Source organism: Curtobacterium sp. MCJR17_020, assembly GCF_003234365.2.
Lineage (GTDB): Bacteria > Actinomycetota > Actinomycetes > Actinomycetales > Microbacteriaceae > Curtobacterium.
In genome coordinates, this window is record NZ_CP126260.1 from 2,969,076 (window position 1) to 2,989,933 (window position 20,858).

Here is a 20,858-nt window from a genome sequence, read left to right on the forward strand (position 1 = left end):
GACTCCTCAGAAGCCGCGGTCGAGACGGTGCCACGTCTGCTGGAGACGCAGCTCGTCGCGGAAGCCGCGGGCGGTGGTGTGCTCGTCGATGACCAGGAACTCGGTGCCGACCATGGTCGCGAGGTCCTCGACGACCTGCAGACTGACGGCCGTCGTCATCACGGTGTGGTGGGCGGCGCCCGCGGTGAGCCAGGCCTCGGCGGCGACGGGGAACGACGGACGCGGCTCCCAGACGGCACGGCCGACGGGGAGCTTCGGCAGGGCCTCGGTCGGCGGCACCACGTCGACGACGTTCGCGGTGAGCCGGAAGCCGTCGCGGGTGTCGGAGAGCGCGACCACCACGGCCTCGCCGGAGTCGGCGGTGAAGACCAGGCGCACCGGGTCGTCCTTGCCGCCGATGCCGAGCGGGTGGATCTCCAGCGTCGGCTTCGTGGTGGTGAGCGTCGGGGAGACCTCGAGCATGTGGGCACCGAGGATCTTCTCGGCACCCGGGGTGAGGTCGTAGGTGTAGTCCTCCATCAGGCTCGCGCCACCGGGCAGTCCGGCGCCGGCGACGTTCATCGCGCGGACCAGGACGGCCGTCTTCCAGTCGCCCTCGGCGCCGAAGCCGTAGCCGTCCGCCATCAGGCGCTGGACCGCGAGGCCGGGCAGCTGCTTGAGCGAGCCGAGGTCCTCGAAGTTGGTGGTGAAGGCGGCGGACCCGTTCTGCGCGAGCAGGGTGCGGAGGCCGATCTCGATCGCGGCGCCGTCGCGGAGCGCTGCGTGTCGTTCGCCGCCGGCGCTGCGGAGTGACGGGTCCACGTCGTAGTCGCGCTCGTACGTCGCCACGAGCGCGTCGATCTCGTGGTCCGACGCCGCTGACACCGCTGCGGCCAGCTCGTTCACGGCCCAGGTGTTCACCTGCACGCCGAGCTCGATCTCGGCCTCGGTCTTGTCGCCCTCGGTGACGGCGACGTAGCGCATGTTGTCGCCGAAGCGGGTGAGCTTGAGCTCGCGGACGGCTGCGGCACCGGCTGCGGCACGGGTCCAGTTCGACACCCGCTGCTGGACGCGGGGGTCCGAGACGTGGCCGACGGCGGTCGCGTGCCGGACGCCGAGGCGCGCGAGGGCGTAGCCGAACTCACGGTCGCCGTGCGCGGCCTGGTTGAGGTTCATGAAGTCGAAGTCGATGTCCGCCCACGGCAGGGTGACGTTCGCCTGCGTGTGCAGGTGCAGCAGCGGCTTCGTCAGCGCCTGCAGGCCACCGATCCACATCTTCGCGGGGCTGAAGGTGTGCATCCAGGTGGTGACGCCGATGACCTTGTCGTCGGCGCTGGCCTCGATCAGGGCGCGCCGGATGCCGTCGGCGTCCTTCAGGACCGGCTTCCAGACGAGCTTGACCGGCAGGGCGCCGGCCAGCTCGGCGTGCACGGCCTTGCTCTGCTCCTCGACCTGGCGCAGCGTCTCCTCGCCGTACAGCCCCTGGGAGCCGGTGAGGAACCAGACCTCGTAGCCGTCGAGCGTGGCCTGGGGGTCGACGGTGGTGTCCGGCGTCGTGGTGTCCGGCGTCGTGGTGTCCTGCGTCGTGGTGTCGTGCGTCGGGGTGTCCTGCGTCATCGCATGGCTCCTTCGGGGTTCTGTCCGTAGACGTTCTGGTAGCGATCGAAGAGTCGATCGATGTCTGCTTCGGCGATCGGGACCACGTCCCCGCCCTGCTTCGCGATGTGCACCGTCCGGGCGACGTCCTCGCACATCACGGCGGCCTTGACGGCGTCCTTCGCGTCCTTGCCGATGGTGAAGACGCCGTGGTTCTGCATGAGGACCGCGCGGGATCGGTGGCCGGTCAGCGTCTCGACGATGCCGTGGCCGATGGAGTCGTCGCCGATGATCGCGAACGGCCCGAGCGGGATCGGCCCACCGAACTCGTCCGCCATCGCGGTGATCACGCACGGGATGGGTTCCGCTCGTGCGGCCCACGCCGTCGCGTACGTCGAGTGGGTGTGCACGACACCGCCGACCTCGGGCATGTTCCGGTACACGTGGGCGTGCGCGGCGGTGTCGGAGCTCGGCCCGTGGCTGTTCTCCCAGCCGTCGGCCGGCTCGCCGTCGAGGGTGCAGACGACCTGGTTCTCGGGGGTCAGGTCGTCGCTCGACACCCCGCTCGGCTTGATGACGAACAGGTCGGTGCCGGGGACGCGCTCGGAGACGTTGCCGCCGGTCCAGATCACCAGGCCGTAGCGGACGAGTTCGCCGTGCAGGCGGGCGACGCGTTCGCGGGTCGCCGCCACCGCCTGGCGCGTGGTCTCGTCGATCGCGTCCGTCATCGGGTCACTTCCTCTGTCTGGAGGCGCGGGTCGGCGCCGTCGGTCTGCTCGGTCGGCCGCGTGGTCACGCTGGGGCGGGTCGCCGCCGCCGCCACGTCCTGCACGGGCAGTGCGGCCCGGTAGCGGCCCAGGTAGGTCTGGAAGCCGTCGACGTCGGCCGGCTCGGGCTCGGCCACGTGCACGGCGTCCCCGCCGAACACGGTGTCCGACAGGAAGTCGGCGAGCTGCTGGTCGGTGTGCTCGAGGTAGGCGGCCAGGACGGCGATGCCCCAGGCCCCGCCCTCGCCGGCGGTCTCCTCGAGGGCGATCGGCACCCGCAGTGCGGCGGCGAGCAGTCGCTGTGGGGCACCGGGCGTGCGGAAGAGCCCCCCGTGCGCGGTCATCCGGTCGACCTGCACCTGCTCGCCGTGCAGCACGTCCATGCCGATCGCCAGGGTGGCGAACGCGCCGTGCACCTCGGAGCGGACCAGGTTGCCCAGGGTGAAACGGGCGTCGGGAGTGCGGAGCAGCAGGGGCCGGCCGTCCTCGACGTGGGTGACGGGTTCACCGGCCAGGTAGTTGAACGAGAGCAGGCCGCCGGCGTCGGGGTCGGTGCTGTCCGCGATCGATTCGGTGAGCAGTGTCGCGTAGACGGTGTCGACGTCGAGGGGCTGCCCGGCCGCTTCGGCGAACCGTCCGAAGACCTTCGCCCAGCTCGCGATCTCGCTCGCCCCGTTGTTGCAGTGCACCATCGCGACGGCGTCGCCCGCCGGGGTGGTCACGACGTCGAGCTCCTCGTGCGGCGTGCTGAGCGGGTGCTCGAGGACCACCATCGCGAAGATGCTCGTGCCGACGCTGACGTTGCCGGTCCGTGGTGCGACGGCGTTCGTCGCGACCATGCCGGTACCGGCGTCACCCTCGGGCGGGCAGAGCGGCGCGCCGGGTTCGAGTGTGCCGGTGGGGTCGAGCCACGCAGCGCCCTCGGGGGTGAGGGCTCCGGCTTCCTCGCCCGCGACGAGCACCTCGGGCAGGACGGCGCGGAGGTCGGGGACGTGCTCGCCGAGCAGGCCCTGCGTCGTGGCGAGCATGTGCCCGTCCCAGTCGCGGGAGCCGGGTTCGCCGGGGCCGCTGTCGACGGGGCCGCCCTCGATCGGGAACACGCCGGAGGCGTCCCCGACACCGAGCACGTTCCGTCCGGTGAGTCGTCGGTGCACGTAGCCCGCGAGCGTCGTGATGCCCGCGACCTCGGCTACGTGCGGCTCCTCGTCGAGGACCGCCTGGTACAGGTGTGCGATCGACCAGCGGAGCGGGATGTTGAACGAGAGCGCCTCGCTGAGCCGTTCGGCTGCGGGTCCGGTCGAGGTGTTCCGCCAGGTCCGGAACGGCACGAGCAGGTCGCCTGCTGCGTCGAACGCCAGGTAGCCGTGCATCATCGCGCTCACGCCGACCGCGCGGAAGGTGGTCGGACGCACGCCGAACTGCGCTTCGACGTCGGCGACGAGCGCGGCGTACGCGGCCCGGAGGCCGGTCTCGACGGCGTCGAGCGAGTAGGTCCAGCGGCCGTCGACGAACTCGTTCTCCCACTCGTGGGAGCCGGCGGCGATGGGCACGAGGTCCTCGTCCACCAGGCATGCCTTGATGCGGGTGGAGCCGAGCTCGATCCCGAGTGTCGTTCGGCCGTTCGCGACCTGCTGGGTGGGGTCGTCGCCCATGCGTTCCTCCAGAACTCCGTCGTCCTCCGTGAGCGCTCACATCCTGGCACGTGAGCGCTCACTCTCGCAACGTCCGGGCGCGCCGCCCCGCTCGGCCCCGCGGCCCGATCCCTCGGCGCCGCCACCCTCGCCCGCTCGCCCTCGCCCGCGCGGCTGACCTCGAGGCCGACCACGACACCCCGCTCACGTCCCCCGAGGTTCCACAACACGCCGCCCGCGCAGAGCCCCGGTTCCACGAACGGCTCGCTCCCCTCACCCAGATTCCGAAATCTCGGAACCCCGGGCGCCGAGCGGCAACCCCGGGCGGCGGCCTTCGGCGCGGTCCGTCGAACTCCTCCGCGCCGAGGACGCGCCCGCCCCCTCCCGCCGAGGTGCCACAACACGCCGCCGACAGTGCGCCGAGGTTCCACGAACGGCTCGGATCCCCGCCCAGATGCCGAGATTTCGGAACCTCGGGGCGGACGGCGCGGGCGCGGGCGGGCGGGCACGCGGCGGCTACGCGCCGGCGGTGCTCTCGCGGACGACGAGGGCCGGGGTGACCGTCGCCGAGGCCGCCGCGCCGCCGTCGATCAGGCCGAGCAACGCCTGCCCGGCCACGCGCCCGAGCTCCTCGAGCCGCAGGTCCACCGTCGTCAGCGGTGGCCTCGAGGCGAGCGCCATCACGTCCCAGTCGTCGTACCCGGTGACGGCGACGTCCCCGGGGACCGATCGCCCGAGCTCCCGGAGCCGATCGCACACGCCACGGGCGATCTGGTCGCTGCCGCACACGATCGCGTCGACGTCGGGCGACTGCCGCGCGAGCACGTCGACGGCCTGGCGCCCCCACCGCTCCGACCACTCGCCGAACAGTGGCGGGGTCACCAGCTTCGAACCGAGCACCGACGTCGCGCCGGACACACGACGAACCGCCGACTGGTGGCGCGCCGGCCCGGTCACGATGGCGACCTGTGAGCGCCCGAGCGTCAGCACGTGCGAGGCGACGAGGGCGGACCCGGCGGAGTCGTCGAGGGTGATCGACACGTCGTCGGCCGAGGTCGACGGGGTGAACGCGTACACGACCGGGATCGCCACGTCGATCGGCGGTCGCGGGTCGGCGGACCGTCCGGTCACGATGATGCCGTCGACCCCGCGGGCTGCGAGGGAGCGGAGGTAGTGGGCCTCGCGGACGTGGTCGTCGCGGGTGTCGCAGAGCAGGACCGCCATCTGCCCGGCGGACAGGGCGTCCTCGGCGCCGAGGAGCACCGGGATCGAGAACCGACCGAAGGAGTCGGTGGTGATCATGCCGACGGTGTAGGTCCGGCCGGAGGACAACGCGCGGGCCCGGGCGTCACCGACGAACCCCAGCTTCTCGGCGGCGTCCTTGACCCGTGCCCGCGTGGAGTCACGGAGCTGCCCGGTGCCGTTGAGTGCCTTCGACGCCGTGCCGATCGACACCCCGGCGAGCGCGGCGACGTCGGTGATCCGGACGGGCTGCGTGCCGCGGTCGACACCGGTGCGCTCGAGGGTCACGGCAAGTTCCTTTCCGGATCGCAGGACGTGACGATGAGCATACGCAGAAAACCGATCCCAACACTTGCGTGCGGCGGATCGATGTCGTAGCGTCCCCGCCAGAAACCGTTTTCCGAAACGGATCACGTCACATCGCAAGGAGGCGACATGACCACCACGCTCGCGACCGACAGCCGTGCGCACACCGCGACCCCGGTCCTCCCGACCGCCGACGCGCACCTCACGCTCCGGCCCCTGCCGACGGGCGACGCCCGGATCACCGGCGGCTTCTGGGCACTCCGGCAGGAGCGCAACGGCCGTGACGCGGTGCGCGGCGGGTACGCCCTGCTCGAGACCGCTGGCAACTTCCGGAACCTGCGCATCGCCGCGGGGCTCGAGGAGGGCGAGGCCACCGGCCCGATCTTCATGGACTCCGACGTGACGAAGTGGCTCGAGGCGGTGGCGTGGGAGTACGGCCGCGCCCCGTCCGAGGACCTGCTCGAACTGCAGCGCGAGGTCACGGCCCTGTACGCCCAGGCGCAGGCCGACGACGGCTACCTCGACTCCGTGCAGCAGATCCGTGGGAAGGGCGAGCGGTACACGGACCTCAAGTGGAGCCACGAGATGTACTGCGCCGGGCACCTGTACCAGGCGGCCGTGGCGCAGCACCGCGCGACGGGCGACACCGGCTTGCTCGAGGTCGCGATCAAGAACGCCGACCACCTGGTCCGCACGTTCGGCGACGGGACCGCACCGGACGGCACGCCGAAGACCCGCGACGTCGACGGCCACCCCGTCGTCGAGATGGGCCTGGTCGAGCTGTACCGCGAGACCGGCAACCGCGACTACCTCGACCTGGCGCACTGGTTCGTCGACGCCCGCGGCACGGGCATCATCGAGCGCGCCGGCGGCGAGCCGACGTACTTCTCCGACCGGGTGCCGAGCCGGCAGGCCACGACCGTCGAGGGCCACGCCGTCCGCGCCGTGTACCTGGCAGCCGGAGCCGTCGACGTCGCGATCGAGACCGGCGACACCGAGCTGCTGACCGCGAGCGAGACGCAGTTCGCGGACATGATGGCGACGAAGGCGTTCATCACCGGCGGCCTCGGGGCGCGCTGGGACTGGGAGGCATTCGGAGACCCCTACGAGCTGCCGACCGACCGTGGCTACGCCGAGACCTGCGCGGCCATCGGCGGTGTCCAGTGGGCGTGGCGCCTGCTGCTCGCCACCGGCAAGCCGGTCTACGCCGACGCGATCGAGCGCCTGCTGTACAACGCGTTCCTGGCCGGCGTGAGCCTGGCGGGCACCGAGTACTTCTACGTGAACCCCCTGCAGCAGCGGGACCACGCGCACCAGGACGAGAACCGCTCCCCCGCCCACGGGCGCCGGGGCTGGTTCGACTGCGCCTGCTGCCCGCCGAACATCATGCGCACGTTCGCGAGCCTGGACGGCTACCTGGCGACGGCGACCGACGGCGGCCTGCAGATCCACCAGTACGCGACCGCGGACCTCGGCCCGGTGTCGGTCGAGACCGGCTACCCGCACGACGGCCGCGTGGTCGTCACCGTCACCGAGGACGGCCCGCTCGCCCTCGGCCTGCGGATCCCGGTCTGGTCGGACACGACGACGGTGCAGGGACCGGACGGTCCGGCGCACCCGGAGCCGGGCACGCTGCACGTCGTCGACCGGCACTGGACCGCCGGCGACACGGTCGAGCTCGTCTTCGACACGACGCCGCACCGGTACGTGGCCGACACCCGCATCGACGCCGCCCGCGGTCAGGTCGCCATCGAGCGCGGCCCCCTCGTGTACGCCGTGGAACAGGCGGACCAGCAGGGCTTCACGGTCGACGACCTGACGGTCGACGCGGTCGCCCCGATCACCGAGGAACGTCGCGACGACCTGCTCGACGGCATCGTCACGCTGCGCGTGCCCGGACACGCCCCTGCCGGACACGAGCAGGCATCGTGGCCGTACCAGCGGCTGGACGGGCCGGGAGGCGCGACGAACGCTCTCGACGCGACCAGCGTCGGCGACGCGGCCGGCTCGCAGGGCGCCACCACGGGCCTCCCGTCGGTCACCGCGACCGCGGTTCCCTACTACGCCTGGGCGAACCGCGGGGCTGCGCCGATGCGCGTGTGGCTCCCGCTGGCGCGGTGACGTGATGGACCGCAGAGCGTTCCTGGTCGGCGGTGTCGCCGGCGGCGCAGCACTCGCCCTGGCGGGGTGCTCCGGCACCCTGCCGAAGGTCGACGCGAAGGTGGCGAGCTTCGGGAAGGACGCGACCGGCACGGTGCACGTCTGGTGCCGGTCCGCGACCCAGGCCGGACTGACCTCGGCCGTGGCCGGGTTCAACAAGGCGAACCCGAAGCTGCAGGTCGAGCTGACCCCGGTGCCGGACGGGCAGTACGTGACGAAGCTCGCGACGGCCATCCGCGGTGGTGAGCCGCCGGACGTCGTGGACATCGACGACATCAACTCGCAGCTGTTCATCTTCCGCGAGGCGTTCGCCGACCTGACCGACGTCGTCACGGGCCTCGACTACTTCGACGCGATCTCGCCGGGGCACCTGCGGCTGCTCGAGTACCGCGACCGGTACTACGGGCTGCCCTACCTGGCGGACAACTCGCAGCTGTTCGTCAACACCGAACTGTTCGACCGGGCCGGGCTCGACGTCGAGGACTCCACGAAGGACCTCGACTCCCTGCTGGCGGCGGCGAAGGCCATCCGGAAGACCGGCGACGACGTCTACGGGTGGTCGATCTCCGGCAACGCCGCCGGCATCATCGGCTTCGTCACCCAGCCGCACGTCTGGGCGACCGGCGTCGACATGATGTCCGGCGAGGTCGGCAAGCAGACGGCGAACATCACCGGCAACGAGGCGCTGGAACGGATGCTCGAGTTCTACCGGCAGCTCTGGAAGGACGGCGCGCTGTCGAAGGCGACGTACTCGGACGCCGGCACGACCTGGGGCGCGGACTTCCGGGCCGGCAAGGTGGGGATCTTCCCGACCTCGTACGGCGCCACCGTGCCCGCGGCCACCAAGGCGATGCGGGCGAAGATGCAGACGGTGCTCATCCCGTCGTGGGACGGCCAGCGGTCGTTCTTCGACGGTGGCGACAACATGTGCATCCCGAACGGGGCGGCGAACCCGTCCGGCGGCTGGGCGTTCATGCAGTACGCGAACGGTCTGCAGCAGCAACAGGCCCTGCCCGACGGCGGGTACTTCCCCACCCGATCCGACGCCGCGACGCCCGAGTACCGGAAGCGGTTCCCGTTGGCGTTCGGTCCGCTCGACGCCATCGACAAAGGCTACGCGCCGCAGACCCTGGCGTACAACCTGCTCGTCAACCAGCCGTCGTCACCGTACTTCGCGATGTTCCGCGAGGCCGTGTTCGGCTCGGGCACCGCTGCCGCGATGAAGACGGCGCAGGCGGACTACACCCGCATCCTCGACCAGGTCCAGGCCTGACCGTCGTTCGCTCGCCTGTTCGCTCGTTCGTTCGCTCGCTCGTTCGCTCGCTCGTTGCACAGAGAGGTGCAGACATGACCACCATCTCCAACCGACGGACCGGCGCCGGCCGCCCCACCGTCGGCCGCGGCGCCGGCCGCCCGGTTCGCTCGGGCCGCCCCGGTCCGTCCCGCGGGTCGCTCACGCACCCGCCGCGCGCCGGCGCCGTGCTCGTCACCCCGGCGATCGTCTTCGTCGCGGTGTTCGTCCTCGCCCCGCTCGTGTTCGCGCTCTACATCTCGTTCACGAACTGGCCTCTGATCGGTCCGTACCGGTTCATCGGGCTGCAGAACTACCTGACGCTGTTCCAGGACCCGACGTTCGTGCACGCCATCGGGTACACGCTGCTGTACACCGCGATCGTGACGGTGCCGATCCTGGTGCTCGGCTACTTCCTGGCGGTGCTCATCCGGGCACGGCGACGGGGCAGCACCCTGCTGCGGACGGTGTTCTTCCTGCCGTACGTCGTCGGCCTGACCACGCTGTCGTTCATGCTCGTGCTCGAGGCGCAGCCGAACTCCGGAGCCGTCAACATGGTGCTCCGCTGGCTCGGCATCACCGACGGCAGCACCGCCTGGCTCGTCAACGGCCCGCTCGCCACGCTGCTCATCTGCGTGCTCGTGGTCTGGGCGGTGTCCGGCCTGACGATGGTGCTCCTGATGTCGGCCATGCAGGGCATCCCCGACGAGGTGTACGAGTCGGCGCAGCTCGAGGGCGCGTCCTGGTGGCAGACCGAACGGCTCATCACCCTGCCGATGATCCGGTCGACCATCGCCCTCAGCGCCATCATCTCGGTGATCGGCTCGCTGCTCGCGTTCAACCAGTTCTACATCCTGACCCAGGGCGGGCCGGGGACCGAGACCACGACGATCGTCAACGCGATCTACAACCGTGGCTTCGTCAACCTGCAGCTCGGCGCCGCGACCGCCGAGTCGATCGCCCTGGTCGTCGTCATCGCCGCCGTCACGGTGTTCCAGTTCTGGGCACTGCGAGAGAAGGACTGAGCCATGAGCACCACGACCTCCCGTGCCGGCCTCGCGGCGCCGGACCTGTCCACCCGCGCGCTGACCACCACCGGCGACGGACGCCGTCGACGCCACCACCAGGGCAGCGTCCGGCACCCCCGCGACACCGCCGTCAAGCGCACCCTGTACGTGATCGCCGGGGTCGGGTCGGTGCTCGTCTTCGGCGTCCCGCTGCTGTGGTCGATCCTGCGGGCGTTCCAGTCCGAGGCCGTCATCACGCAGGCCGCCGACCCCGCGACGTTCTTCCAGCTCGGCTGGCAGAACTTCGCGGCCGTCTTCAGCTCCTCGTCGCACCTGCTGACCGGCGTGTTCAACTCGTTGATCGTGTCGATCGCCACGGCGGTGCTGACCGCCGTGATCGCGACGATGGCCGGGTACGGGTTCGCCCGCTTCCGGTTCCGCGGGTCGGGCATCGTGTTCGGCCTGGTGCTGCTGACGATGATGGTGCCGTTCCAGGCGATCCTCACCCCGCTGTACCTCGAGATGAACGCCATGAAGCTCACGAACTCGCTGCTCGGGCTCGTGCTGTTCTACACGACGGTGAACCTGCCGTTCGGGGTGTTCGTGATGCGGAACGCGTTCGAGTCGATCCCGACCGAGCTCGAGGACTCGGCGTTCGTCGACGGGGCCTCCCGCTTCCGGGTCGTCGTGTCGGTGCTCCGCCCGCTCCTGCTGCCCGGCGCGGCCACCGCTGCGCTGTACGCGTTCCTGGCGTCGTGGACCGAGTTCCTCGGGGCGCTGACGTTCCTGACGAAGGACTCGCTCTACACGCTGCCGGTGGCGCTGCTCAACCTGCAGACCGGGGCGTACGGGCAGGTGTCGTACGGCAACCTCGTCGCCGGGTCGGTCGTGGCGATGATCCCGTGCATCGCGCTCTACGTCGGGCTGCAGCGGTTCTACGTCGCGGGCCTGTCGTCGGGTGCGCTGAAGGGCTGACGGTCGGGTCGGCCCGGCGGCCCGCGCCTGCCCCGCACCGTGCGAGGGCCCGCTCCGGTGCGAGGTTCCGTACTCCGTGCAAGGCCCGATGGCTCGCACGGAGCACGGAACCTCGCACCGTTCGACACCACCCCTCGCACCGTGCGAGGTCCGCCGAGCTACGTGCTGCGGCGCACCACGAGCTCGGGGGCCAGCAGCGTCTCGTCGCGCGGCTCGCCCTCGACCAGGGCCCGCACGGTGTCGAGCACCCGCTCCCCCATCGCCCGGAAGTCCTGCCGCACGGTGGTCAGCGGGGGTGTGAAGTGCGCGGCCTCCGGGACGTCGTCGAACCCGACCACCGCGATGTCATCTGGCACGCGCAGGCCCTCGTCGGCGAAGGCGTGGAGCACCCCGAGCGCCATCTGGTCGTTGCCGGCGAACACCGCGTCGACGGCCGTCACGTCGATGTGCCGTGCGGCCGCGAACCCGCTCCCCGGGGTCCAGTCGCCGTCGAGCACGACGGGTTCGAGGCCGGCGTCCTGCATGATCCGGACGTACGTGGCGCGACGAACCTCGGACTCCTGCGAGACGGGCGGGCCGGCGATGTGCACGATCCGCCGGTGTCCGCGCGCGAACAGGTGTTCCATCACGAGCGACGTCCCGGCGGCCTGGTCGATCGCGACCGCGGCGACGGTCGATGCCGCGGGGGTCCGGACGGCGTCGCGCTGCACGGCGTTGGACACGACGACCGGCACGGTGACCGGCACGGTGAGCGACCCGAGGGCGTCGAGCACCCGGTTGTCGGCGGCGACGAGGACGATCGCGGCGACGTCCTGCGCGAGCAGCGTCGTGAGCGCGCCGGACAGGTCGGACGGCGTCGGGTCCTCGGGCAGGGTGGAGAGCAGCACGTGGTACCCGGCCGACCGGGCCGCGCGTTCGAAGCCGATCGCGGTGCTCGACGGACCGTACAGCGCGTCGCCGGCGGTGATGATGCCGAGCGCGCGGCTCCGCCCCCCGGCGAGTGCGCGGGCGGCGGCACGGGGCCGGTAGCCGAGGTCGTGGACGGCGTCGGTGACCTGCGTGCGGAAGGCGTCGCGGACCGTCGGGTCGCCGTTGATCACGCGCGAGACGGTCTGGTGGGAGACGCCCGCGCGCTCGGCGACGTCGAAGATCGTCGGAGCCTTCCGGCGTTTGCCGCCCGTGCCCCCTGGGGCGGTCGTGGTCGTCACGAGGCCAACCGTACCGCGCAGTCCGGCCCGCGCGGCAAGATCGCGAAACGGTCAGGTCGAGTTGACACCCCGTTACGAAAGCCCCAGTATGTGAGCGCTCACACGAGCACATCCCTCGGGGCACAGCAGCCCCGGCACCTGAGCGCGTCGAGGACGACGCGAGAGGAACAGAGGTACTTCGATGACGAAGCGCAGGATCATCGCGGGCGTTGCAGCCCTCGGCATCGCGATCGCACTCGCCGGCTGCTCGGCCGGTGGCCGCGCGTCCACCGACGGCGGCGGCAGCAGCAACGACAACAAGGGCGCCCTCGTCGGCGTCGCCATGCCGACCAAGGTCTCGGAACGCTGGATCAAGGACGGCGACGCCGTCAAGAGCGACCTCGAGAAGGCCGGCTACAAGGTCGACCTCGAGTACGGCGACAACAAGGTCCAGCAGCAGGCCCAGCAGGTCAGCAACATGATCACGAAGGGTGCGAAGGTCCTCATCATCGCGTCGATCGACGGCGGAGCACTCTCCGACCAGCTCGACGCCGCCGCCAAGGCCGGCATCAAGGTGATCTCCTACGACCGTCTGCTGACGGGCAACAAGAACGTCGACTACTACGTGTCGTTCGACAACGAGAAGGTCGGCGTCGACCAGGCGACGAGCCTGCTCACCGGCCTCGGCGTCCTCGACGACAAGGGCGAGAAGACCGGCGAGAAGGGCCCGTTCAACATCGAGGTCTTCGCCGGCTCGCTCGACGACAACAACGCGAGCTTCTTCTTCAACGGCGCCATGAAGACCCTCAAGCCGTACCTCGAGGACGGCACGCTGAAGATCCAGTCGGGTCAGGACCAGCTCTCGCAGGCCGCCACGCAGCAGTGGGACCCGGCGACCGCCAAGGCCCGCATGCAGAACCTGGTCGCGAAGTCGTACTCGGGTGGCACCACGCTCGACGGCGTGCTCTCGCCGTACGACGGCATCTCGATCGGCATCATCTCGGCGCTGCAGGGTGCCGGCTACGGCACCAGCGACCGTCCGCTGCCGATCGTGACGGGCCAGGACGCCGAGGCGGCCTCGGTCAAGTCGATCATCGCCGGTCAGCAGTACTCGACCATCTACAAGGACACCCGCAAGCTCGCCAAGCAGTCGGTCACCATGGCCGAGGACCTGCTCACCGGTGACAAGCCCGAGGTCAACGACACGAAGAGCTACGACAACAAGGTCAAGGTCGTCCCGACCTTCCTGTTCCAGCCGACGGTCGTCACGAAGGACAACTACAAGGAAGTCCTCGTCGACTCCGGCTACTACACCGAAGCCGACCTGAAGTAGTCGCAACCCACCTGTCGGACAGGAGGCACGGGTCGACCCCGCCCCGTGCCTCCCGTCCGCCCCATCCGCGCGCCACGGCGCGCACCACGGAAGGCGGTCGACGTGACGGACACGATCCTCGAGATGCGTGACATCACCAAGACGTTCCCCGGCGTGAAGGCCCTGCAGGGCGTCTCGATCGAGGTCGAGCGTGGACAGGTCCACGCCATCTGCGGCGAGAACGGCGCCGGCAAGTCGACCCTCATGAAGGTGTTGTCGGGCGTCTACCCGCACGGCTCCTTCGAGGGCGAGATCCTGCTCGACGGCGCACCTGTCTCGTTCGCGGACATCAACGACTCCGAAGCCGCTGGCGTCGTCATCATCCACCAGGAGCTCGCGCTGAGCCCGTTCCTGTCGATCGCCGAGAACATCTTCCTCGGCAACGAGCGGTCCAAGGGCGGCTTCATCGACTGGAACAAGACGAACCTGGCAGCCGCCGAGCTCCTGCAGCGCGTCGGCCTCAAGGACAACCCGGTCACGAAGATCGTGGACATCGGTGTCGGCAAGCAGCAGCTCGTCGAGATCGCGAAGGCGCTGTCGAAGAAGGTCAAGCTCCTCATCCTCGACGAGCCCACCGCCGCCCTGAACGACGACGACTCCGCGCACCTGCTCGAGCTCATCCGCTCGCTGCAGGCCGAGGGCATGACGGCGATCATCATCAGCCACAAGCTCAACGAGATCAAGGCGATCGCCGACAAGGTCACGATCATCCGCGACGGCAAGACCATCGAGACGCTCGACATGCACGCCGACGACGTCTCCGAGGACCGCATCATCCGCGGGATGGTCGGCCGCGACCTGTCGAACCGGTACCCCGAGCACGAGCCGAAGATCGGCGAGGAGCTCCTGCGGATCGAGGACTGGACGGTCCACCACCCGCTCGACGGGTCGCGCGAGATCATCCACCAGGTCGACCTGAACGTGCGCGCCGGCGAGATCGTCGGCATCGCCGGGCTCATGGGCGCCGGGCGGACCGAACTCGCGATGAGCGTGTTCGGCCGGTCGTACGGATCCGGCATCAGCGGGACCGTCTACAAGCGCGGCGAGCCGATCAAGACCCACACGGTGTCGCAGGCGATCGACCACGGCATCGCGTACGTCACCGAGGACCGCAAGCGCTACGGCCTGAACCTGATCGACGACATCAAACGGAACATCTCCGGGTCGGCGCTCGGCAAGCTCGCCAGCTGGGGCTTCGTGAACGCATCGGAGGAGACCACGGTCGCCGGGCAGTTCCTGAAGAACCTCAACATCAAGGCACCGAACGTCGACGTCATCACGGGCAAGCTCTCCGGCGGCAACCAGCAGAAGGTCGTCCTGTCGAAGTGGATGTACACCGACCCGGACGTGCTCATCCTCGACGAGCCGACCCGCGGCATCGACGTCGGTGCGAAGTACGAGATCTACACGATCATCAACAGCCTCGCGGACCAGGGCAAGGGGGTCATCGTGATCTCCTCGGAGCTCCCGGAGCTCCTCGGCATCTGCGACCGCATCTACACACTCTCCGAGGGCACCATCACCGCCGATGTGCCCCGCTCCGAGGCCACCCCAGAGGTCCTCATGCAGTACATGACCCAGGAACGGGAGACCCCTGTCAATGAACGCGCTTAAGTCCGCCGCCGGCTACCTCACCGGGCAGCTCCGACAGATCGGCCTGTTCATCGCGCTGATCGTCATCGTCGTCTTCTTCCAGGTGACGACCAACGGCATCACCCTGGCCCCGATCAACGTCTCGAACCTGATCGTCCAGAACAGCTACATCCTCATCCTCGCCATCGGCATGGTGATGGTCATCATCGCCGGGCACATCGACCTGTCCGTCGGGTCGGTCGTCGCCTTCACCGGCGCCATGGCCGGCGTGATGATCACGCAGTGGCACATCCCGTGGCCGATCGCCGTCGTGCTCTGCCTGGTCGTCGGTGCGCTCGTGGGCGCCTGGCAGGGGTTCTGGATCGCCTACTTCGGGATCCCGGCGTTCATCGTCACCCTGGCCGGCATGCTCGCCTTCCGCGGTGCGGCGCAGATCGTGCTGCACAACCAGCAGATCTCGCCGTTCCCGGACGGGTTCCGTGCCCTCGGCTCCGGCTTCCTGCCGTCGTTCGGAACCACCGGGTACGAGCCGCTCACGATGATCCTCGGATTCGCCGCCGCGGCCGTCATGGCCGTCACGGCGTTCCGCGGCCGAGCCACCCGCCGCAAGTACCAGCTCGAGAGCGAACCGTTCGCCTGGTTCATCGTGAAGCTCGTCTTCGGCGTCGTGCTGGTCGTCTACGTGGCCCTGCTGCTCGCGAGCTACAACGGCACCCCGATCGTGCTCGTCATCCTCGGCGCGCTCGTGGTGATCTACTCGGTCATCATGCGGAGCGCGGTGTTCGGTCGCCACGTCTACGCCATCGGCGGCAACGCCCTGGCCGCGCAGCTGTCCGGCGTGAAGACGAAGCGCGTCACGTTCATGCTGTTCGTCAACATGGGTGTCATCTCGGCCCTGGCCGGCGTGGTCTTCACCGGCCAGCTCAACCTGGCGGCACCCGGTGCGGGCAACGGCTTCGAGCTCGACGCCATCGCCGCGGTGTTCATCGGTGGCGCAGCGGTCACCGGCGGCATCGGCACCGTGCCGGGTGCCATCGTCGGTGGTCTCATCATCGGTCTGCTCAACAACGGCATGTCGATCCTCGGCGTCGGCACCGAGTACCAGTCGCTCATCAAGGGCTTGGTCCTGCTCGCCGCCGTCGCGTTCGACGTGTTCAACAAGCGTCGGGCGGCTGCCGCGCGCAAGTAGGGCGTCCGCCGCTCCCCCCGAGACTCGGGCTGAGCGACACGACTCGCGTCACCAGGCGCGAGGACTGTCGCCCAGCCCGAGTCTCGTTGCGTCAGCGGGACAGGACCGCCCACCCCCTGGCCGGGAGGCGCAGGGTTCCGTCCCCGAGATCCGCGCCGCCCGCCTCCACCTGCGTCGCATCCGCCGCGGGCACCTCGACGGGATCGGCCGACAGGTTCAGGGCGGTCACCACGGCCGCGTCCGACGTCGCGGTCCGCAGGACGACCACCGTGTTCGTCAGGTGCACCACGTCGGTGTGCGCCCGGTGCAACCACGGGTTGCGGCGGCGCAGGGCGATCAGGGCCTCGTACGCGTGCGTCAGATCGCCCGCTGCGGGTGGTGCGTCCGGGAACTCCGGTCGGACCGCGTCGTCGCCACCCTCGCGTTCCTCCTTCACCCCGGTCCAGCCGTACTCGTCGCCCGCGTAGACGATCGGGGTGCCGGCGACGGTGAACAGCACCGCTGCCGCGTGCCCGGCGAACTCCTCCCCCACCGCGCTCGCGATGCGGGTGACGTCGTGGTTGCCGATGAAGGTCGTCGGGGCGAACGTCGCGAGCAGGGCGTCGTGCCGCTCGATCGCGTGCGCCAGTTCGTGGCCGTTGCCGTCCGCGATGCCGTGCCAGATGCCCTGCCACAGTTCGTACTGCGTCAACGAGTCCATGGTCGACTCCCGCGCGATCGCCGCCGCGTCGCCGTGGATCACCTCGCCGCTGAACCACGCGTCCGGGAACCGCTCGCGCACCCGCGGCAGCACCCTGGACCAGAAGGCCGGTGGCACCGCGTACGCCGCGTCGAGGCGCCAGCCGTCGATCCCGCGCTCCAGCCAGTGCGTCATGATCTGGACGACGAGGTCCTCGGTCGCTCGGCTGCCGTGGTCCAGCGCCACGAGGATGTCGTGTCCCTCGAACAGCCCGACGGGCACCGGCTGGCCCGGCGTCCACCCCGACCAGTCGATCGCGAACAGGCCGGCAGTGGCCGCGTCCGGTCCTGCTTCTTCGAGCGCCCGGAACGCCGGGTGCTCACGGCCGACGTGGTTGAAGACACCGTCGAGCAGGACCCGGACCCCCCGCTCGTGCGCCGCCGACACCAGGCGGTCGAAGTCGGCGTCGTCGCCGAGTCGGGGATCGATCCGGAAGTGGTCCACCGTGTCGTAGCCATGGGTGGAGCTCGCGAACACCGGCCCGAGCACCAGGCCGTTCAAGCCGAGGTCCAGCACGTGGTCGAGCCAGGGTTCGATGCGGCCGAGACGGTGCTCGACGGCACGCTCCTCGACCGGCGCCCCCGGGCGGACGTCCGCCCCGACGAACCCGAGCGGGTACACGTGCCACCACATGACGTGCGGGACCCACGCGGGCTCGGGCGGACGGATCGGTGCGGTGTCGGTGCTCACCGCTCCGATGCTGCCAGCCGGACCTGAGCCGGGTGCGCCGGTGCTGGGAACGGACAGGGGCGGCGGGACGAGGATGTGGGCATGGGACGTGCGATCAGGACGGAAGCGGACGCTGCGGCGTCGGAGTCGGAACAGGCCGATCGGACCTGTGCGTCGTGCGGCCGTCGGATGCCGTCGTCGGCGGCTCACGAGGCCAAGTGGTGCTCCCGTGCCTGCCGCCGCCACGGAGTGGACCGGACGGACCTGGCACTCGAACAGCGCATCGACGAGTTGCTCGCCGCACGGGCACGCACCTCGAGCATCTGCCCGTCCGAAGTCGCGCGGTCGCTCGAACCGGACGACTGGCGCCCGCTCATGGAACCCGCCCGCCGAGCAGCCCAGCGCATGATGGCGCGCGGCGAGGTCGAGATCACCCAGGGCGGCTCCGTCGTGGACCCGTCGACTGCGAAGGGTCCGATCCGCATCCGTCGACCGCGGTGAGCCGCGGGCCCTCAGAGGCGCTCGTGCAGCGTCCGAACGAGCCGTTCGAGTGCCGTGACGAGTGCACGGGTCTTCTCCTGCGTCACTCGTGACGACGAGTACTGGAAGTGGGTCTTCTCGTCGGTCAGACGCTTGAAGTGCAACCCCGGCCGGGTGTCCGGGGCGCAGGCTTCGTCGAGCAGCCGCCGCGCCGCCGCGTGGTCGTCCCCGATGTGGTGGTACCCGAGCACGGCGCCGTAGATCGCATCGGATGCTGCGATGCCTCCCAGCACGGCATTCGCGCCGGCGGTTTTCCAGTCAGCGTGGCTGGCCGACTCGGCGTACATCTGGGCGACTTCGAGGTAGGACGCCGCCTCGTCTCGTCGCATCTCGACGGCTCGCCGGTCAACTGCCCGCACTCGACGGGCCATCAGATGAGCGTCCTGATCTCCTCGCCGAAGACGGTCCGGGCCTCGTCACGCCACGAGCCGACCAGCGGGTCGCCCTCGGCGACGAATCGGCGGAGGTCTGCACGGGTGACGTCGAAGACCTGACACTCGTTCCCGGTCCATCGCCGAATCAGATCGCCGAGGCGGACGACCACTTCGGTGTCGACGGTGTCAGCGAACACGACGAGCAGATCGAGGTCGGATGCGGGGGTGGCGGTGCCGCGAGCGACGGAGCCGAAGATCGACACCGAGAGCACCCCCGCACCTGCAGACTCGACGAACGCTGCGATCCGACGCTCGAGTTCGTCACCAGCATCGAGGCCGAGTTCGACCGCTGGCCAGAGCAGGTGCTCGCGGTTCACCCGGTACGCCGAGTGCTGCAGGCCACGTTCCACGCAGACGAGGCCCGCTTGCTCCAGCTTGTCGAGTGCCCGCTTGATGCCGGTGTGCTGTGCGGCGCCGGCGACTCGCGCCACCTGGCGGCCGGTCATGCCGGAATCGGTCCGGGCGAGCACTCGGAGTGCGTCTGCCTGGGTGGCACCGAGGAGTGTGGCGAGTGGTTTCACGAGTTGCATGCTGGCCTCCGGAAGCAGTGTACCGATTTTGAGTCCACATGGGGCGGATTCGTGTACACCGCCCGGTTGCCGCCCGCGGTGAGGGAACACCTGTCGTGCACCGTCGGTTGGGGACGGGGATGACTGCAACCGGATCGACCGAACCGACCCCCGTCCAGCCTCGTGCCCTCGTCGTGGGAGCGAGTGGCATCACCGGGTCCGCCCTGGTGGGCCACCTGCTCGACCTCGGCTGGGACGTGACCGCGCTGTCCCGCCGACCGCTCCCCCTGCAGGACGTCCGGACCGTCGCCGCGGACCTCCGCGATCCTGACAGCCTCGGCGCCGCGCTGGCAGACGAACGCCCCACGCACGTGTTCTTCACCGCGTGGCAGCGGCAGGAGACCGAAGCCGAGAACATCCGTGTGAACGGCGGCATGGTCCGCGACCTGCTCGCTGCACTCGCGCATGCTCCGCTGGCGCACGTCGCGCTCGTGACCGGGCTGAAGCACTACCTCGGCCCGTTCGAGGCCTACGCCGCCGGCGAGATGCCGGACACGCCCTTCCACGAGGAAGAACCCCGCCTGGACACGCCGAACTTCTACTACGCGCAGGAGGACGAGCTGTTCGCCGCCGCCGAGCGCCAAGGCTTCACGTGGTCGGTGCACCGCTCGCACACCGTGATCGGGCACGCCGTCGGCAACGCGATGAACATGGGCCTGACGATCGCGGTGCAGGCGACCCTCGCGAAGGAGCTCGACCTGGACTTCGTGTTCCCGGGCAGCGAGGCGCAGTGGAACGGCCTGACCGACATGACCGAGGCGGGGATCCTCGCCGAGCAGATGGTCTGGGCAGCGACCGCACCCGAGGGTGCCGACGAGGCCTTCAACATCGTGAACGGCGACGTCTTCCGGTGGCGCTGGATGTGGCCGCGCCTGGCTGCACACCTCGGCGTCGACCCGGCGCGTGTGGTCGGGTACCAGGACGAGCCGCGACCGCTCGAGCAGCAGATGGCACCGTACGAGTCGGAGTGGGCCGGCATCGCCGAGCGACACGGTCTGGCGGAGGCGGACATCACGCGGCTCGCCTCGTGGTGGCACACCGACGCCGACCTCGGCCGCGCGATGGAGGTCGTCACCGACATGGGGAAGAGCCGCGAGGCCGGGTTCACGGCCTTCCGCCGGACCGAACGCGCGTTCGCCGACCTGTTCGCGCACTACCGGGCCGATCGACTCATCCCCTGAGCCGTCGGCCCGGAACAGCGGGCTACAGCGCGAGCAGGAGCACCTCGAGCGTCGCGACCGACAGCACCAGCAGGACGACGGCGCCCTGCAGGTCGCGGTCGTGCGCTCGGAGGTGCGCCACCACGGCACCGACGAAGTAGACCACCGCGCCGACGGCCGCGGCAATGGCGAGCGGGACCCACCAGACGCCGATGACGAGCCCGGCGGCAGCGGCGACCTCGAGCACTCCGAGGACCGTCATCTGCGCGGGGGTGACGTGGACGGCCTGCATCGAAGCGACGATCTTCGGGTTGCGGACGAGTTTCATGACGCCCGACCCGAGCAGGGCCACGGCGAGGACGAGGGACAGGACGACGGCAGCGATGTGCACGGGGAACTCCAGGTGGTGAAACGGATGGTTGTCCCCGTTTCAAACCGGAGACTGCTCCCCG

General features: G+C 70.1%; 18 protein-coding genes. 9 read left to right on the plus strand and 9 right to left on the minus strand.

What is annotated here, in order from left to right:
• Positions 1 to 6: 6 nt before the first annotated feature.
• The 4 genes from araA to DEJ14_RS14080 all read right to left on the minus strand — a co-directional run bounded on the left by araA (position 7) and on the right by DEJ14_RS14080 (position 5,503).
• A complete protein-coding gene (gene araA / locus DEJ14_RS14065; RefSeq protein ID WP_258373192.1) occupies positions 7 to 1,596 on the minus strand; it encodes an L-arabinose isomerase in 1,590 nt (529 codons plus the stop codon).
• Positions 1,593 to 2,303 (minus strand): L-ribulose-5-phosphate 4-epimerase, encoded by a 711-nt coding sequence (locus tag DEJ14_RS14070; protein ID WP_111084461.1) that lies wholly within the window; start codon positions 2,301 to 2,303, stop codon positions 1,593 to 1,595. Before DEJ14_RS14070 ends, araA begins: the two co-directional genes overlap by 4 nt.
• Entirely contained in the window at positions 2,300 to 3,994 is a 1,695-nt protein-coding gene (locus tag DEJ14_RS14075) for a xylulokinase (RefSeq protein WP_111084462.1), read from the minus strand. Before DEJ14_RS14075 ends, DEJ14_RS14070 begins: the two co-directional genes overlap by 4 nt.
• Positions 3,995 to 4,489: 495 nt before the next feature.
• A complete protein-coding gene (locus tag DEJ14_RS14080; RefSeq protein ID WP_111086266.1) occupies positions 4,490 to 5,503 on the minus strand; it encodes a LacI family DNA-binding transcriptional regulator in 1,014 nt (337 codons plus the stop codon).
• Between the two features lie 147 nt (positions 5,504 to 5,650).
• On the opposite strand from DEJ14_RS14080, the gene DEJ14_RS14085 reads away from it, so the two are divergent.
• The 4 genes from DEJ14_RS14085 to DEJ14_RS14100 all read left to right on the plus strand — a co-directional run bounded on the left by DEJ14_RS14085 (position 5,651) and on the right by DEJ14_RS14100 (position 10,954).
• Positions 5,651 to 7,642 (plus strand): glycoside hydrolase family 127 protein, encoded by a 1,992-nt coding sequence (locus DEJ14_RS14085; RefSeq protein ID WP_111086265.1) that lies wholly within the window; start codon positions 5,651 to 5,653, stop codon positions 7,640 to 7,642.
• A 4-nt stretch (positions 7,643 to 7,646) separates the two neighbouring features.
• Positions 7,647 to 8,954 (plus strand): ABC transporter substrate-binding protein, encoded by a 1,308-nt coding sequence (locus DEJ14_RS14090; RefSeq protein ID WP_111086274.1) that lies wholly within the window; start codon positions 7,647 to 7,649, stop codon positions 8,952 to 8,954.
• Positions 8,955 to 9,028: 74 nt separating this feature from the next.
• Positions 9,029 to 9,997: a carbohydrate ABC transporter permease gene (locus DEJ14_RS14095; protein ID WP_111086264.1), complete on the plus strand. Its 969-nt coding sequence runs from the start codon at positions 9,029 to 9,031 to the stop codon at positions 9,995 to 9,997.
• A 3-nt stretch (positions 9,998 to 10,000) separates the two neighbouring features.
• Positions 10,001 to 10,954 carry a carbohydrate ABC transporter permease gene (locus DEJ14_RS14100; RefSeq protein WP_111086263.1) on the plus strand — a complete coding sequence of 318 codons (954 nt, stop codon included), beginning with the start codon at positions 10,001 to 10,003 and terminating at the stop codon, positions 10,952 to 10,954.
• Between the two features lie 158 nt (positions 10,955 to 11,112).
• On the opposite strand, the gene DEJ14_RS14105 is transcribed toward DEJ14_RS14100, so the two are convergent.
• Positions 11,113 to 12,162 (minus strand): LacI family DNA-binding transcriptional regulator, encoded by a 1,050-nt coding sequence (locus DEJ14_RS14105; RefSeq protein ID WP_111086262.1) that lies wholly within the window; start codon positions 12,160 to 12,162, stop codon positions 11,113 to 11,115.
• A gap of 181 nt (positions 12,163 to 12,343) precedes the next feature.
• On the opposite strand from DEJ14_RS14105, the gene chvE reads away from it, so the two are divergent.
• The 3 genes from chvE to mmsB all read left to right on the plus strand — a co-directional run bounded on the left by chvE (position 12,344) and on the right by mmsB (position 16,295).
• Complete coding sequence (gene chvE / locus DEJ14_RS14110; protein WP_111086261.1) at positions 12,344 to 13,474, plus strand: multiple monosaccharide ABC transporter substrate-binding protein; 1,131 nt, start codon at positions 12,344 to 12,346, stop codon at positions 13,472 to 13,474.
• A 102-nt stretch (positions 13,475 to 13,576) separates the two neighbouring features.
• Positions 13,577 to 15,127 carry a multiple monosaccharide ABC transporter ATP-binding protein gene (gene mmsA, locus DEJ14_RS14115; RefSeq protein WP_111086260.1) on the plus strand — a complete coding sequence of 517 codons (1,551 nt, stop codon included), beginning with the start codon at positions 13,577 to 13,579 and terminating at the stop codon, positions 15,125 to 15,127.
• Positions 15,114 to 16,295, plus strand: coding sequence for a multiple monosaccharide ABC transporter permease (gene mmsB, locus DEJ14_RS14120; RefSeq protein WP_111086259.1), 1,182 nt, complete (start codon positions 15,114 to 15,116; stop codon positions 16,293 to 16,295). The genes mmsA and mmsB overlap by 14 nt, the downstream gene beginning before the upstream one ends.
• A gap of 91 nt (positions 16,296 to 16,386) precedes the next feature.
• Here the strand turns inward: mmsB and DEJ14_RS14125 are convergent, their stop codons facing one another.
• The gene (locus tag DEJ14_RS14125) at positions 16,387 to 17,724 is read right to left on the minus strand and encodes an alpha-amylase family glycosyl hydrolase (RefSeq protein ID WP_258373338.1); all 1,338 of its coding nucleotides are present in this window, start codon (positions 17,722 to 17,724) and stop codon (positions 16,387 to 16,389) included.
• Positions 17,725 to 17,805: 81 nt separating this feature from the next.
• Here DEJ14_RS14125 and DEJ14_RS14130 point away from each other — a divergent pair, with 81 nt between their 5' ends.
• Entirely contained in the window at positions 17,806 to 18,204 is a 399-nt protein-coding gene (locus DEJ14_RS14130) for a DUF3253 domain-containing protein (protein WP_111086258.1), read from the plus strand.
• Between the two features lie 11 nt (positions 18,205 to 18,215).
• Here the strand turns inward: DEJ14_RS14130 and DEJ14_RS14135 are convergent, their stop codons facing one another.
• A complete protein-coding gene (locus tag DEJ14_RS14135; protein WP_146249812.1) occupies positions 18,216 to 18,614 on the minus strand; it encodes a hypothetical protein in 399 nt (132 codons plus the stop codon).
• Positions 18,614 to 19,198, minus strand: coding sequence for a nucleotidyltransferase domain-containing protein (locus DEJ14_RS14140; protein WP_181437616.1), 585 nt, complete (start codon positions 19,196 to 19,198; stop codon positions 18,614 to 18,616). The genes DEJ14_RS14135 and DEJ14_RS14140 overlap by 1 nt, the downstream gene beginning before the upstream one ends.
• Before the next feature lie 128 nt (positions 19,199 to 19,326).
• On the opposite strand from DEJ14_RS14140, the gene DEJ14_RS14145 reads away from it, so the two are divergent.
• The gene (locus DEJ14_RS14145) at positions 19,327 to 20,427 is read left to right on the plus strand and encodes an SDR family oxidoreductase (RefSeq protein WP_111086255.1); all 1,101 of its coding nucleotides are present in this window, start codon (positions 19,327 to 19,329) and stop codon (positions 20,425 to 20,427) included.
• A gap of 22 nt (positions 20,428 to 20,449) precedes the next feature.
• Here the strand turns inward: DEJ14_RS14145 and DEJ14_RS14150 are convergent, their stop codons facing one another.
• The gene (locus DEJ14_RS14150; protein WP_111086254.1) at positions 20,450 to 20,797 is read right to left on the minus strand and encodes a DoxX family protein; all 348 of its coding nucleotides are present in this window, start codon (positions 20,795 to 20,797) and stop codon (positions 20,450 to 20,452) included.
• Positions 20,798 to 20,858: the final 61 nt, after the last annotated feature.

Coding starts and splice junctions, on each gene's coding strand:
- araA (WP_258373192.1), bottom strand. CDS start 1,596: ATGACGCAGGACACCCCGACGCACGACACCACGACGCAGGACACCACG.
- DEJ14_RS14070 (WP_111084461.1), bottom strand. CDS start 2,303: ATGACGGACGCGATCGACGAGACCACGCGCCAGGCGGTGGCGGCGACC.
- DEJ14_RS14075 (WP_111084462.1), bottom strand. CDS start 3,994: ATGGGCGACGACCCCACCCAGCAGGTCGCGAACGGCCGAACGACACTC.
- DEJ14_RS14085 (WP_111086265.1), top strand. CDS start 5,651: ATGACCACCACGCTCGCGACCGACAGCCGTGCGCACACCGCGACCCCG.
- DEJ14_RS14090 (WP_111086274.1), top strand. CDS start 7,647: ATGGACCGCAGAGCGTTCCTGGTCGGCGGTGTCGCCGGCGGCGCAGCA.
- DEJ14_RS14095 (WP_111086264.1), top strand. CDS start 9,029: ATGACCACCATCTCCAACCGACGGACCGGCGCCGGCCGCCCCACCGTC.
- DEJ14_RS14100 (WP_111086263.1), top strand. CDS start 10,001: ATGAGCACCACGACCTCCCGTGCCGGCCTCGCGGCGCCGGACCTGTCC.
- chvE (WP_111086261.1), top strand. CDS start 12,344: ATGACGAAGCGCAGGATCATCGCGGGCGTTGCAGCCCTCGGCATCGCG.
- mmsB (WP_111086259.1), top strand. CDS start 15,114: ATGAACGCGCTTAAGTCCGCCGCCGGCTACCTCACCGGGCAGCTCCGA.
- DEJ14_RS14130 (WP_111086258.1), top strand. CDS start 17,806: ATGGGACGTGCGATCAGGACGGAAGCGGACGCTGCGGCGTCGGAGTCG.
- DEJ14_RS14135 (WP_146249812.1), bottom strand. CDS start 18,614: ATGGCCCGTCGAGTGCGGGCAGTTGACCGGCGAGCCGTCGAGATGCGA.
- DEJ14_RS14145 (WP_111086255.1), top strand. CDS start 19,327: ATGACTGCAACCGGATCGACCGAACCGACCCCCGTCCAGCCTCGTGCC.